Source organism: Pseudomonas sp. YL2 (assembly GCF_023063025.1).
GTDB classification, from domain to species: Bacteria; Pseudomonadota; Gammaproteobacteria; order Pseudomonadales; family Pseudomonadaceae; genus Aquipseudomonas; species Aquipseudomonas putida_A.
Genome location: NZ_JAJSLU010000003.1, coordinates 141,776 through 155,659 on the forward strand (window position 1 = coordinate 141,776; position 13,884 = coordinate 155,659).

Annotated in this window: 14 protein-coding genes and 1 pseudogene; 1 reads left to right on the forward strand and 14 read right to left on the reverse strand. The window is 60.5% G+C overall.

All coding sequences use genetic code 11. The features are described from left to right. Positions 1 to 98 precede the first annotated feature (98 nt). A pseudogene (locus tag LVD08_RS05985) lies at positions 99 to 209 on the reverse strand (flagellar export protein FliJ); the annotation flags it as partial. Positions 210 to 345: 136 nt separating this feature from the next. On the opposite strand from LVD08_RS05985, the gene LVD08_RS05990 reads away from it, so the two are divergent. Next, a complete protein-coding gene (locus LVD08_RS05990; RefSeq protein WP_247267710.1) occupies positions 346 to 690 on the forward strand; it encodes a hypothetical protein in 345 nt (114 codons plus the stop codon). Positions 691 to 725: 35 nt separating this feature from the next. Here the strand turns inward: LVD08_RS05990 and fliJ are convergent, their stop codons facing one another. From fliJ to LVD08_RS06055, 13 genes are all read right to left on the reverse strand, one after another. After that, positions 726 to 1,175, reverse strand: a complete 450-nt coding sequence (gene fliJ, locus LVD08_RS05995; RefSeq protein WP_095139370.1) for a flagellar export protein FliJ — start codon at positions 1,173 to 1,175, stop codon at positions 726 to 728. Between the two features lie 6 nt (positions 1,176 to 1,181). Then, on the reverse strand, positions 1,182 to 2,540 hold the full coding sequence (fliI, locus tag LVD08_RS06000; RefSeq protein WP_007966241.1) for a flagellar protein export ATPase FliI: 1,359 nt from the start codon (positions 2,538 to 2,540) through the stop codon (positions 1,182 to 1,184). Then, entirely contained in the window at positions 2,530 to 3,336 is an 807-nt protein-coding gene (fliH, locus tag LVD08_RS06005; protein WP_247267711.1) for a flagellar assembly protein FliH, read from the reverse strand. The genes fliI and fliH overlap by 11 nt, the downstream gene beginning before the upstream one ends. 4 nt (positions 3,337 to 3,340) lie before the next feature. Continuing rightward, the gene (gene fliG / locus LVD08_RS06010; RefSeq protein WP_007920042.1) at positions 3,341 to 4,360 is read right to left on the reverse strand and encodes a flagellar motor switch protein FliG; all 1,020 of its coding nucleotides are present in this window, start codon (positions 4,358 to 4,360) and stop codon (positions 3,341 to 3,343) included. Further along, complete coding sequence (gene fliF / locus LVD08_RS06015; protein ID WP_027614236.1) at positions 4,353 to 6,140, reverse strand: flagellar basal-body MS-ring/collar protein FliF; 1,788 nt, start codon at positions 6,138 to 6,140, stop codon at positions 4,353 to 4,355. Before fliF ends, fliG begins: the two co-directional genes overlap by 8 nt. A gap of 15 nt (positions 6,141 to 6,155) precedes the next feature. Further along, positions 6,156 to 6,485 carry a flagellar hook-basal body complex protein FliE gene (fliE, locus tag LVD08_RS06020; protein WP_003222869.1) on the reverse strand — a complete coding sequence of 110 codons (330 nt, stop codon included), beginning with the start codon at positions 6,483 to 6,485 and terminating at the stop codon, positions 6,156 to 6,158. Between the two features lie 252 nt (positions 6,486 to 6,737). Beyond that, positions 6,738 to 8,117 carry a sigma-54-dependent transcriptional regulator gene (locus tag LVD08_RS06025; protein ID WP_247267712.1) on the reverse strand — a complete coding sequence of 460 codons (1,380 nt, stop codon included), beginning with the start codon at positions 8,115 to 8,117 and terminating at the stop codon, positions 6,738 to 6,740. Positions 8,118 to 8,122: 5 nt separating this feature from the next. Beyond that, positions 8,123 to 9,316: a sensor histidine kinase gene (locus LVD08_RS06030; RefSeq protein WP_179353308.1), complete on the reverse strand. Its 1,194-nt coding sequence runs from the start codon at positions 9,314 to 9,316 to the stop codon at positions 8,123 to 8,125. A 125-nt stretch (positions 9,317 to 9,441) separates the two neighbouring features. Next, positions 9,442 to 10,917, reverse strand: coding sequence for a sigma-54 dependent transcriptional regulator (locus LVD08_RS06035; protein ID WP_003222863.1), 1,476 nt, complete (start codon positions 10,915 to 10,917; stop codon positions 9,442 to 9,444). A gap of 172 nt (positions 10,918 to 11,089) precedes the next feature. Further along, positions 11,090 to 11,386 (reverse strand): flagellar protein FliT, encoded by a 297-nt coding sequence (gene fliT, locus LVD08_RS06040; protein ID WP_007966233.1) that lies wholly within the window; start codon positions 11,384 to 11,386, stop codon positions 11,090 to 11,092. Between the two features lie 11 nt (positions 11,387 to 11,397). Further along, positions 11,398 to 11,796 carry a flagellar export chaperone FliS gene (fliS, locus tag LVD08_RS06045; RefSeq protein WP_027614233.1) on the reverse strand — a complete coding sequence of 133 codons (399 nt, stop codon included), beginning with the start codon at positions 11,794 to 11,796 and terminating at the stop codon, positions 11,398 to 11,400. A 129-nt stretch (positions 11,797 to 11,925) separates the two neighbouring features. Continuing rightward, positions 11,926 to 13,398: a flagellar filament capping protein FliD gene (gene fliD / locus LVD08_RS06050; protein WP_103368115.1), complete on the reverse strand. Its 1,473-nt coding sequence runs from the start codon at positions 13,396 to 13,398 to the stop codon at positions 11,926 to 11,928. A gap of 83 nt (positions 13,399 to 13,481) precedes the next feature. Next, positions 13,482 to 13,841 carry a flagellar protein FlaG gene (locus LVD08_RS06055; RefSeq protein WP_097090143.1) on the reverse strand — a complete coding sequence of 120 codons (360 nt, stop codon included), beginning with the start codon at positions 13,839 to 13,841 and terminating at the stop codon, positions 13,482 to 13,484. Positions 13,842 to 13,884 lie beyond the last annotated feature (43 nt).

Here is a 13,884-nt window from a genome sequence, read left to right on the forward strand (position 1 = left end):
GCTTGCTCGCGTAAGCGGTGTGTCAGTCAACATTGCTGTCTCTGACACACCGCTTTCGCGAGCAAGCCCGCTCCCACAGGGAATTTTTGGGCAATTTGAAAAGGGTTGTGCCGCTGCAGGCGCTGCGACAACTGGTCCAGCAGCTTCTGCTCGCGCTTGTCTTCGAGGCGTTGCGCCTCTTCGCCGTAGCGCTGCACCCGTTTGCGCAGGAGAACCGAGGCCCTGCAGCCACTTCGCGACTGCCGCTTGTCGCCACTGTCAGATCTGACAGTAGATCGAGGAAAGAGGCATAGCCCTTAATCAAGCGGCAGCAATTTCGCTGCGCTCAGGTCAAAGGACTGCATCATGGACCCGCTTTTTGAACGCTTTGAAAAACCGTCACTGACTAACACCGCGTCACCAACCATCATCACTCATGATGAATACCTTAAGGGTGATTCCCGCGTGAAGGCGACCTACCCAGGTAAAGCAGGCGACGAACTTGCGTTTTACCTTGTGGCCGAAGACGTTGATACCCATAGAAAGTGGCAAATAAACCTTAGTGATCGGCCGGATTACGCTCTACCCATCACTGACTACTGGGAATGGGAGTTAGTGGGCAAACAAATATATATGTTCTTCGATGTGATCCGAGACTCCAAACTCCTGGGTCGTTCCAAAGGCTTCAGCTTCACAATATTGGACAAATGACTCCGTCCATCCTCTAGCACCACTGCTGCGGCACGTTAATACGGATCGTGCCGCGGCAAGCGCTGCGACAACTCGTCCAGCAGCTTCTGCTCGCGCTTGTCTTCGAGGCGTTGCGCCTCTTCGCGGTAGCGCTGCACCAGTTTGCGCAAGCCTTCGACCTTGGCGAACGCCTGCTGCCAGGCGTCGCGCGCCTTGATCAGGTTGTTCTGGTGCCAGACCAGGCTCTGGCGCTGCTGGTCGATCGCGGTGTCCAGTTGCGCCAGAAAGCCGTGATACCCCAGCAGCCATTGCCCGGAAACCCCGTCGCTGCCGCGCACGATCCACTGTTCCTGATAATCCAGACGAAAGGCGTCGAGGTCGGCGAGTTTGCTTTCAGCGACTTTGACCTGGCCTTGAAAGTAACCCAGGCGTTGCACGGCGGTTTTCTCGGCCTGTTCGGCCATTTCCACCACCGGCGCCAGGCGCGCAGCTCGGCTCACGGCCATGGCCGGTTACCCGCCCGCCGCAGGCGCGAACAGGGTTTCGAGGTAAGCCTGGCTCTCGCCCATGTTGATCTTGTCGTTCAGCCCCTGCCGCTGGTAGCGGGTCAGTTGCGGTTGCAGCGAGATCGCCAGATCGGTCTCGCGGTCGCCACCGGCGACGTAAGCGCCGACGCTGATCAGATCGCGGCTCTGCTGATAGCGCGACCACAGCTGCTTGAAGTACTGCGCGCGCTGCATGTGTTCCGCCGAGACCACGGCCGGCATCACCCGGCTGATCGAGGCTTCGATGTCGATGGCCGGGTAGTGCCCTTCCTCGGCCAGACGCCGGGACAACACGATGTGGCCGTCGAGCACGCCCCGCGCCGAGTCGGCAATCGGATCCTGCTGGTCATCGCCTTCGGACAATACGGTGTAGAACGCAGTGATCGAACCGCCGCCCTTCTCCGCATTACCGGCGCGCTCCACCAATTTCGGCAGTTTGGCGAACACCGAGGGCGGATACCCCTTGGTCGCCGGCGGCTCGCCGATGGCCAGGGCGATTTCCCGCTGGGCCTGAGCGAAACGGGTCAGCGAATCCATCAGCAACAGAACGTTTTTGCCCTTGTCGCGGAAATACTCGGCGATCCGCGTGCAGTACATCGCCGCGCGCAGACGCATCAGCGGCGCATCGTCCGCCGGCGAGGCGACGACCACCGAACGCTTGAGGCCTTCTTCACCGAGGATGTGCTCGATGAACTCCTTAACTTCTCGACCCCGCTCACCGATCAGACCGACGACGATAATGTCGGCCTCGGTGAAGCGGGTCATCATGCCCAGCAGCACCGATTTACCGACACCGGTACCGGCGAACAGGCCCAGACGCTGACCACGCCCGACCGTCAGCAAGCCGTTGATGCAACGAATGCCGACATCCAGCGGTTCGTGGATCGGGTCACGGTTGAGCGGGTTGATCGTCGGGCCGTCCATCGGCACCCAGTCTTCAGCCTTCATCCCGCCCTTGCCGTCCAGCGCGCGTCCGGCCCCATCGAGGACGCGACCGAGCATGCTCATGCCCATCGGCAAGCGACCGGTTTCTGCCAGCGGCACCACGCGGGCGCCCGGGGCGATACCGGCGACGCTGCCGACCGGCATCAGAAAGACTTTGCTGCCAGAGAAGCCCATGACTTCCGCTTCCACCTGGGACGGGTGATAGCTGTCGTCATTGATGACCAGGCAGCGCGTGCCCATGGCGGCGCGCAGGCCTTCGGCTTCGAGGGTGAGGCCGACCATGCGCAGCAGGCGGCCTTCGAGAATCGGCGCGCCGGCGATTTCAGTGGCGTCGGCATAGGTGCTGAGGCGCTTGGCGAAACTGGTGCGTTCAAGGCGCATCGGGGGTGTCCGCGAGCGGCTCTTCAGGCGCAGCCGTCAGTTGGCTTTCTTCAGGAATGTCCAGGCTCAGGTCCGGCGCGGCCGGGTGCAGAGCCTGTTCGTGCAACTGGTCGAACAGTTTGGCCATGACCTGGGTCACGCGGGTCTCGATGCTGGCGTCGATGCGGCTGTGCTCGGTTTCAACCCGGCAACCGCCCGGCAGCAGCGAGTCGTCTTCGACGATGCGCCAGGATTCCTCATGACGCTCGCGCAAGGCCTTGGCCTGCTCGAAGTCCTGCGGATTGACGTACAGACGCACGTTTTCCACGCCCAACGGCAGCAGCTTGAGCGCGTCGCGCATGACGTGTTCGATCTGGCTGGAATCGATGGCCAATTCGCGCTTGATCACCTGTCTGGTGATGTGTTGCACGAGGTCGACCAGCGACTTTTCGATCTGGGTGTCCTGCTCGGCAATCGGCTCGAACAGGTGGGTCATCAGTTGCTCGAGGCTGGCCAGTTTCGCCGCCAGCGCCACCTCGGCTTCCTGACGCACCTTGAGCGTGGCGCTGTGAAAACCTTCCTTCTCGCCGATGCCAAAGCCCTCGTTGTAAGCCTCCTGACGGATGCTTTCGAGTTCTTCCAGGGTCAGTGGCTGGACTTCTTCCAGCGGCACTTCTTCCATTTCCGGCGGTTCGGGCTCCGGTTCCGGTTCGGGTTCCGGTTTCGGCGGATCGAAGCTGGGCAGCGCCCAGGATTCGAAACCACGGACATCGCGGGCGCGGATCAGATCCGTCACTGACTCGTCATGCTTGTCCATGGGCTTAGATCATTTCCTCGCCGCCCTTGCCACCGAGCACGATTTCGCCGGCTTCGGCCATGCGACGGGCAATGGTGAGGATTTCTTTCTGCGCGGTTTCCACGTCGCTGACGCGCACCGGGCCTTTGGCCTCGAGGTCGTCGCGCAACAGTTCGGCCGCACGCTTGGACATGTTCTTGAAGATCTTTTCTTTGACACCTTCGTCCGAACCCTTGAGGGCCAGCACCAGCACGTCGGAGGACACTTCGCGCAACAGCGCCTGGATGCCACGGTCGTCGACATCGGCCAGGTTGTTGAACACGAACATGAGGTCTTCGATCTGACCGGACAGGTCTTCGTCGACTTCGCGGATCGAGTCCATGAGCTGGCCTTCGATCGAGCTGTCGAGGAAGTTCATGATGTCCGCCGCACGCTTGATGCCACCCAGGGTGGTGCGCGAGGCGTTCGAGTTGCCGGAGAACTGCTTCTCGAGAATCTGGTTCAGCTCTTTCAGGGCGGCCGGTTGCACGGTGTTCAACGACGAGACGCGCAGGATGATGTCCAGACGCACCTTGTGGTCGAAGTTGCCCAGTACTTCACCGGCCTGATCCGGGTCGAGGTACGCCACCACGATGGCCTGGATCTGCGGGTGTTCGTAACGGATCACGTCGGCAACAGCGCGCGGCTCCATCCATTTCAGACTGTCGAGGCCACTGGTGTTGCCCCCGAGCAGGATGCGGTCGATCAGGCCGTTGGCCTTGTCTTCACCCAGCGCCTGGGTGAGCATTTTGCGCACGTAGTCGTCGGAGCCGACGCCGAGGCTGGTCTGGTCGCCGACGATGTCGACGAACTCGCTCATGACCTGCTCGACCTGCTCGCGATGGACGTTGCCCATCTGGGCCATGGCCACACCCACACGCTGAACCTCTTTCGGGCCCATGTGGCGCAGCACTTGGGCTGCATCGGTCGAACCCAGGGACAGCAGCAGAATCGCGGCTTTGTCGACCTTGTTCAGTTTGACGGTTGCGGCTCGGTTATCACTCATCTGCGTTAATCCACTCTTTCACGACCTGAGCCACGCGACCCGGATCCTCGGCCACCAAGCTCTTGATTGCATTCAGTTGTGCGTCGTAACCCTCACTCGGGCTCGGCAACAGAATGCTCTGCGGACCACCGAGGCTCACGCGGTCGTTGGCCAGGTCGCCGTCCAGGCCGCCCATGCCACCGAGTTCCACGTCGCTGCCCAGACCGGCCAGCTCCTTGCCTTTGCCGCCGCCGGTGATGTTGTTCAACACCGGACGCAGCACACCAAACACCAGCACCAGAATGAACAACACACCCAGCACTTGCTTGACGATGTCCCAGAACCATGGCTGGGAGTAGAACGGTATATCGGCGACCACTTCACCGCGCTCGGCGGAGAACGGCATGTTGATCACGCTGACGCTGTCGCCACGGCTGGCATCGAAGCCGACCGCGTCCTGCACCAGGCGGGTGAAGCGCGCCAGTTCATCGGCGCTCCACGGCGCGCGGGTGGTTTCACCGTTGGCCGCGTTTACCTTGACCTGATCGTCGACCACCACCGACACCGACAGACGATTCAGGCGACCCTGCTGCTGTTTGGTGTGGCTGATGGAACGATCAAGCTCGAAGTTCTTGGTGGATTGTTGACGCTTGTCGGCCGGATACGGCGCGAGCATCGGCTGGCCGGTGGCCGGGTCCATGATCTGCTGACCGTTGGCATCGACCAGTGGCTGACCTGGCTGAATCATGCCGGTAGAGCCTTGCGCGCCACCGGTGGTTTGCGGGGCCGAGGCCGGCGCTGGCGGCTGGTTGCTCAGGGCACCCGGCACACCTTGCGGGCCATTGCTGGCGGTGCGTTGTTCGTTGACCGACTGCTCGCTGCGCAACGCCGGCTGGTCCGGGTTGAACTGCTCGGCGGTCGATTCGACGGCACTGAAATCGATGTCGGCGGAGACTTCAGCCTTGTAGCGATCGTTGCCCAGTACCGGCTGCAGAATGTTGTGTACGCGCTGGGTAAGCATGCTTTCCATGCGGCGGCTGTAATCGAACTGCTTGCCGGCCATGGTCATTTCGGAGTTTTCCGCCTGATCGGAGAGCAGGTTGCCCTTCTGATCAACGACGGTGATCTGCGATTTGCTCAATTCAGGCACGGAGGTCGCCACCAGGTTGATGATCGCCACCACCTGACCCGGCTCCAGCGAACGCCCGGAGTACAGCTCGACCAATACCGAAGCGCTTGGCTTGCGTTCATCACGCACGAACACCGAACTTTTCGGAATCGCCAGGTGCACGCGGGCGCCCTTGACGTTGTTCAGGCTGGAGATGGTGCGCGCCAGTTCGCCCTCGAGGCCGCGACGGTAACGCGTCGCTTCCATGAACTGGCTGGTGCCCAGACCCTGTTCCTTGTCGAGGATTTCGAAACCGATGTTGCCGTCGCTGGGAGTGACACCAGCGGCCGCGAGTTTCATCCGCGCACGGGACAGGTCGTCAGCCTTGACCAGCAAGGCGCCGGAGTTCGGCTCGACGGTGTAAGGGATGTCGGCGGAAGCCAGGGTGTCCATGACCTGCTTGGCGTCCATGCCGGCAAGGCTGCCGTACAACGGACGGTAATCCGGCTGCTGCGACCACAGCACCACGGCAAAGCCAATCGCCACGCTCGCAGCCAGGCCGACCAACAGGCCCACCTGACGCAGCATGGTCATCTCGGAGAGGTTTTCCAGGAAGGACAGGCCGAACAGCGGCGGTTTGCCGTCTATCGGGGTGGCCTTGGCCGGAACATTATCGGCGACTGCTTCTGCCATGACTCAATCTCGTCCTTAAACCGGCATCTGCATGATGTCTTGATAAGCCTGAACCAGCTTGTTGCGCACCTGGGTCAGAGCCTGGAACGACACGCTGGCTTTCTGCGAGGCGATCATCACGTCCGTCAGATCGACGCCGCTCTTGCCGATTTCAAATGCGTTGGCCAACTGAGTCGACGCCTGTTGGGTATCGCTGACTTTGTTGATGGCCTGACCGAGCATGTCGGAAAAGCTGCTGCCTGCCAGTTCAGGGACGGCGGCAGTCGATTTCGGCGTGGCCATGGCGTCCATTTTCATGGCCTTCATGTCCATCATCAACCGATTGAATTCAATACCTTGGCTCATGGTCTACTCTCTTGGGCGGCCCGCAATTTTTTGACACTCACTCGGCGGGTACACAGGTGTTAGCAACAAGGGTGCCAGCTCGGCTGGTCTTGTTTCATAAATGCCGCTGTGGTCTGTGCGCTATGTCGGGATCACCGCAAAACAACTGTGGGAGGGGGCTTGCTCCCGAAGGCGGCGTGTCATTCAACAATGATGTGACAGACCTGACCTCTTCGGGAGCAAGCCCCCTCCCACCGTTATTCGCGTCAACTTTCAGGTGGCGAACAGATAACCTTCGACGTCCATCCCGGCATCACGCATCTGCGCCAGTTTGTAACGCAGGGTACGCGGGCTGATACCGAGCTTCTCCGCAGCCTCCTTGCGCCGGCCACGCTCGGTGCGCAGGGTGTCGATGATCATCTGAAACTCCCGTCGCCGCAGGTCATCGCCCAGCGCCCCGGCGGATTCAGCCTCGACTTCGATTTCGCGCACCAGCGGTTGCACCGGCGCCGCGGTATAGGTCACTGCGCCGGTCAGACAGAAATCCTGTGGCTGGATCAAACCGCCCTGCTGCAGAATCAGCGCCCGTTGAATCGCGTTATCCAGCTCACGCACGTTGCCCGGCCACGGGTAGTGGGTCAGGCAAGCCTGGGCTTCTGGCGAAAGTTTCGCCGCCGCATGCTTCATTTTATTGACGTGTTTGTTCAGCAACCGCTCGGCCAGCGGCAGGATATCGGCAGTGCGCTCGCGAAGTGGACGCCACGCCAGGGGAAAAACCGACAAGCGGTAGAACAAGTCTTCACGAAAACGCCCCGCCGCCACTTCGCCAGCCAGATCACGGTTGGTGGTCGCCACCACGCGAATATCCAGGGTGATCGGCTTGCGCGCGCCGACGCGCTCGACCTCGCGCTCCTGCAACACCCGCAGCAACTTGGCTTGCAGGCCCAGGGGCATCTCGGAAATCTCGTCGAGCAGAATGGTGCCGCCATCGGCCTGCTCGAATTTGCCGGCCTGAGCCGCAATGGCGCCGGTGAACGAGCCCTTCTCGTGACCGAACAGCGTGGCTTCAAGCATGTTGTCAGGAATCGCCGCGCAGTTGATCGCGATGAACGGCTGGCTCGCACGGTGGGATTGCTGGTGGATGTAACGCGCCAGCACTTCCTTGCCGGTGCCGGACTCGCCGGAGATCAGCACCGTGGAATCACTGCGTGCCACCCGCGCCGCCAGTTCGAGCAACTGCGCACTGGCCGGCTCGACTGCCACCGGACCTTCACCCTCCGTCACACTGATGCAGCCCAGAGCATGCCGCGACACCAGGTCCAGCAGAGCCTTGGGTTCGAAAGGCTTGACCAGGTAATCCGCCGCGCCCTGACGCATCGCATCGACTGCGCGCTCGACCGCGCCATGCGCAGTCATCAGCAACACCGGCAATTGCGGCTGCCGCGCACGCAGCAAACCGAGCAGTTGATGGCCATCCATGCCGGGCATGTTGACGTCGCTGACCACCAGACTGAACGCTTCGCGCTCGACCGCCTGCAACGCCTCTTCGGCGCTGCCGACTGCATGGTAGTCGTGGCCCGCCAGCAACAGCGTATCGGCCAGCGCTTCGCGCAACGAGCGGTCATCCTCGACCAGCAAAACCTTGATGCTCATGACGTTTACTCAGCTCCGTGTACAGCGGAAAACAGCGGCAGGATCACCTGCGCGCACGTGCCGCGCCCGACTCGCGAGCGCAGCTGCAATTCTCCCTGATGTGCCCGCGCCACAGCCTTGACCACGGTCAGGCCAAGCCCGGTGCCGGTTACTTTGGTAGTAAAAAATGGCTCACCGAGACGCTCCAGCACCAGCGGATCAATGCCGCTGCCGCTGTCGCTGACACACAGGCGCAGGCTGTTGTCGCGGGTGTAGCAGTGCACTTTCAGGCGCACGTTGCCATCGCTGGCCTGAATCGCGTTTTCGATCAGATTGAGAATCGCCCCGACCAGGGTGTCGCGGTTGCACAGCAGCTCGCCGGCATGGCTGTCGCACTGCCAGCGGATTGGCAGATCCTGCACATGGGTCAGCGCCGCCGCTTGCAGCGCCTGCATCAAAGTATTCGGGGTGATGCGGTCGGTCAGTGGCAGCTCGCCACGGGCGAACACCAACATGTCGCGCACCTGATGCTCCAGCTCATGCAGGCGTTCTTTGAGACGGCCGGCGAAGCGCTGCTGGGTGGCGACGGGCAATTCCTGCTCAGTCAAATGACTGGCGTAGAGCAACGCAGCGGACAACGGCGTGCGGATCTGATGGGCCAGCGAGGCGACCATCCGTCCGAGCGACGACAGGCGCTCGTGGCGCGCCAGTTGATCTTGAAGGTGGCGGGTTTCTGTCAGGTCGTTGAGCAGCACCAACTGCCCCGGCTCGGCATCCAGCGAGCGCGTGGCAATCGACAGGCGTCGACCGTTTTTCAGAGAGATTTCATGACCGTCGTCTTCACGCGGGGCGAAGCAACGGGCGATGACGTGGCGCCACAACTCGCCTTCCAGCGGCAGCCCCAACAAATCGATCGCCGCCGGGTTGGCTTCGCGCACCATACCGTGGCCGTCGATCACGATGACGCCACCGGGCAACAGATCAAGGAGGTTTTGCAGACGGTTGGCCAAACGTTCTTTTTCGGCCAGCTCCTGCATGCGCTGGGCACTGACCACCGCCAGCTCGCCCTTGAGCTCGGTAACCCGGGCTTCAAGCATGCTGTAGGAATCGGTCAGTTGACTGGACATCTGATTGAACAGCGCGAACGCGTGCTCAAGACCCTGACGACTCGCCTGCTCTACGGACGACGGTTGCCCCTCGGCATGGGAGGCAGATGACATCTGGGCGTGGGGCATTGTGTTCTCTCGCTTGGCTGACCGTCAGTTAAACGGAACGTTGCGAGGGATGTAGCAATACCCGTGCCTAAAAAAAACTGCTTATAAATGAAGGCGTTGAAAAACAGGCGTCAATCATCCGCCTGTTCGTCTCCTTCGCGCCGGCTCATGCCGTACTTGCGCATCTTCTCCACCAGCGTGGTGCGACGAATGCGCAGGCGTTCGGCGGCGCGCGCCACGATGCCATTGGCGTCGTCCAGCGCCTGCTGGATCAGGCCCTGTTCCAGACCACCGAGGTAGTCCTTAAGGTCCAGGCCTTCCGGCGGCAGCATCGCGTTGGCGGTGAAGTCCGGCGTATGACCGTTGATCGCCACGCGCTCTTCGAGATCGCTGCGCAGGCTGTCGACCATCTGCTCGTCTTCGTCGTCGACGTAGCGGAATTTCTTCGGCAACTCGACCACGCCGATCACCCCGTACGGATGCATGATCGCCATGCGCTCCACCAGGTTGGCAAGCTCGCGGACGTTGCCCGGCCAGCCGTGACGGCACAGCGACATGATCGCCGCCGAGTTGAAACGGATCGAACCGCGCTTTTCGTGTTCCATGCGCGAGATCAGTTCGTTCATCAGCAGCGGGATGTCTTCGACGCGCTCACGCAGCGGCGCCATCTCGATCGGGAACACGTTCAGGCGATAGTAGAGGTCTTCGCGGAAGGTGCCGATCTCGATCATGCTTTCGAGATTCTTGTGGGTCGCGGCAATGATGCGCACGTCGACGCTCTGGGTCTTGTTGCTGCCCACGCGTTCGAAGGTGCGTTCCTGCAGCACGCGCAGCAGCTTGACCTGCATCGGTAGCGGCATATCGCCGATTTCGTCGAGGAACAGCGTACCGCCGTTGGCCAGTTCGAAACGCCCGGCACGGCTGGTGATCGCACCGGTGAAGGCGCCCTTCTCGTGGCCAAACAGTTCGCTTTCCAGCAGCTCTGCCGGGATCGCCCCGCAGTTGACCGGCACGAAAGGCGCGTCGCGACGCTTGGAGTGGTAATGCAGGTTGCGCGCAACCACTTCCTTGCCGGTGCCGGACTCGCCGAGGATCAGCACGCTGGCGTCGGTATCAGCCACTTGCTGCATCATCTGCCGGACGTGCTGAATCGCCCGGCTGGTGCCGACAAGGCTGCGGAACAGGTTGGGCTCGCGATGACGACCGCGCTCGCGGGCCTGGTCGTACATCTCGCGATAGACCTGGGCACGGTGCAGGGAGTCGAGCAGTTTGCTGTAGCTGGGCGGCATTTCCAGGGTCGAAAGCACCCGGCGGCGCTGGTCTTCCGGCAGGTCGACGGAAGAATTATCGCCCATCAGCAAAACCGGAAGGAACTCATCCCACGTCGAGAGTGTCTTTAACAAGCCCAAAAGTGCACCCGGAGCATTTACCGTCCCGATCAGTACACAGATGACTTCACGACTCGATGACAAAGAGCCGACAGCCTGCTGCCAGTCATGGCTGCCGCAGGGTAAATTTTCTTCGCCGAGAAAATTTAAAATCACCGCCAGGTCGCGGCGGCGGACGCTATCGTCATCGATCAGCAGAATTTTGGTTTCACGCCACATGCAATAGCAACTTCCCTAGTCAACTCAATGCCCGAAAAATGGGGCAAGCGAGACGCTTGCAGGACACCTTGTGCCTGTAGACGCCTGAAATCTGAAAACAGCCACTAGTTAAGTCAAAAAACCGTGCACAGTCAAATTTATGGCGCACATGTCTGGATTAACTGGGGGTTAATTAACCAAACAGATGGTAAACCTTTGCCGCCTTTTGCGCTTGGGTGATCTGCGACATCTCATTGGCTATCGCCTGGCGCTCACCCATCGCCGCCTCCAGAAGCTCCTTGTAAACGTGGAGCAATTCCTCAAGGTTACTGCGCAGGGCCTCCTCATCCAGCGAGGCCTCGGCCATGACGTCTTCCATGCAGGAACGGCAAGCCAGATCCAGCTCGCCAATGGCTTCCCAGTTGCGTTCGGCCAGCGCACTGACCAGCGCTTCACGGGTGTCGGCAATTCGCTGCAATACAAGACTCATGGTGCTCTCCTTTAAAACTGCGGAGCAGGCTCGGGGGCGATGGCATCCCAGCCTTCTTTGACCGTGCTCAGCAAGCCGGCGACCTCATCGAGAATGCGCGGATCGCTGTTGATGTTGGCCTCGGCGAGACGTTTCATCATGTAGATGTACAGCCCGTCCAGATCGGCCAGTTCATCGGCACACTTTTCCAGATCCAGACCTTCGCGCAGCCCGCTGACAATGCCAATGGCCTTGCTGATCGAGGTGCATTTGCCAGGAATGTCCTTGCGCTCGATGGCACCCTTGGCCTGAGCGATGCGGGCCAGCCCGCCTTCCATCAGCATTTGCACCAGACGGTGCGGACTCGCCTCGGAGGTCTGGGCGTGCGCGCCGACTTTCTGATATTGCCGAAGGGCTAACATTGGGTTCATGTTCTACCTCATTGCCACAATGACTCGTATAACCAGTGTATCGCCAACGAATCACAGAACTTTAGATCAAAAGACAAAAACCCGGCGCACGCCGATAAAGCGTAGCCGGGTTTTTGTCGTTATTGCCTGTTACTTCGCGGATTGCTGAGCGTTCAGCGAGCTGAAGAACGACGTGATATTGCTCGCCGTCGCCTTCATCTGCCCTACCAGCAAGTCCATGGCGTTGTACTTGGCAGTCAACGTCTTGGTCAGGTTGGCAACACGCAGATCCAGCGCCAATTGCTGGCTGGTCAGGCTCTTGGTGTTGTTGTTCAGAATGGACATGCGCTGATCAAGCAGGCCTACGGCAGTAGGGGCGCTACCGGCAGGCGCCTTCAGATACGGATCCACTGCCTTGTTCATGCGCGCCAGCAGACCGTTGGTGTCGTCGGTCCCGGTGAACATCTGCTGCACCTGGCCAGCCTTGCCGGGCTGAGCCATGGTTTTGGTGAACGCAGCAGTATCAAATGTCAGGTTGCCGGTGTTGCGGTCGGTCATCACACCGATCTCCGACAGATAGGACAAAGAACCCTTTGCACCAGCACCAGGAGCAGTCAACTGGCCACGGATGTCGGCGATCAGCGAACGCGGCAACGAGTCACCGGTAAACGCCGCCTGCACTGTCAGTTTGCCGTCTTCATCAGGCGTAGCCTTGGAAAGCGTGTCGATGGTGGTCTTCAGGGTGTTGTAGGCGTCAACAAACGCCTGAACCGACGCCTGCAGCCCCTTGGTGTTGGTATCGACGCTGACAACGGTCGGCGTGGCAACGCCACCAACGAGAGGACTGACAGTGGTCAGATTCAGGGTCAGGCCGCTGATTGCACCACTGACCGTATTGCTCTTGCTGGAAACCTGCAGGCCGTCGATGGTCACCTTGGCATCTTGTGCAGGGCCATTGACGTTGCCAGAGGCGCCTGCCGCCGGATTGGTACCCATCGGCTGAGTACCGTCGATCTCCAGACCAGCAATCCCGCTGACAGAGAGGTCGGTACCTGCGCCCGTCTTGTTCGAGCTGATCACCAGGCGTGAAGCACCGCTGCTGTCGGTCACGATGTTGGCAGAAATACCATTTGAGCCCTGAGCCGTGTTGATTGCGTCACGGGTGCTCTGCAAGGTCGCATTGGCCGGGATCGTGACATTGTAATCAGTGCCATTCTGACTGATTTTCAGGGTACCACTCGGAATGGCACTGGCAGCACCGCCGGCGAAAGAAGCGCTGGCAACTTTCGAGCCAGTGGCCAATTGATTGACAACAACGTTGTAAGTCCCCGACACCGCGGTGTTATCGGAGGTGGCGCCGAGAATCGCTGTGTTGCTCGAGGTCGCCGTGAAGCCGGCAAATGCCGGGTTGGTCTTGCTGCCCAGGTTGGTCATCGCCGTCTGGTACGCGGTCAGCGCACTCTTCAACGTGCCGACACCGGAAATCTTCAGGGTATTGGTTTTGGTCGCGGAATCGATCTGCGTCTGCTTCGGCGACTTGTCGGCGTTGACCAGCGCGGTCACGATCGCGCCGATGTCCAGGCCGGAACCCAGTCCGGAACCCGGTAGAATTGGACTTGCCATGTGCATCTCCCTTCAGATTGTTGCCAGACTTTTGACCCATCCAGGCGTCATTCAAGAAAGACAAACACTATTCATGCCAGCTATCAGACTTTGGCGTCGAACAACACATGGCTTGCGTTGGCGAGGCTGTCTGCGAGCTTGAGTGCTTCTGCGGAGGGGATCTGGCGTACGACCTCACCCGTCTCGCTTGCGATCACCTTGACGATGACCTTGCCAGAGTGCTCGTCGATCGAGAACTCCAGGTTACGCTTGATCGATTGAACGAACTTCTCGATCTCTTGCACGGCCAGTTTCAACTTGGCGTCATCCGTTTGCTGACTTTTCCTGTCAGCGACCGGAGCGTCGACCGGTGCAACTTTTGGCGTCTCCGACGGCTTATCAGCAACAGGCGTCGCTGGCTTGGGAGCCGGATAAGACACGTTAAGCTTTACGCTCATGTCCATGCTCATCACCTCCTAACGTAAAAAAGCGAGAGAGCGCGACCAG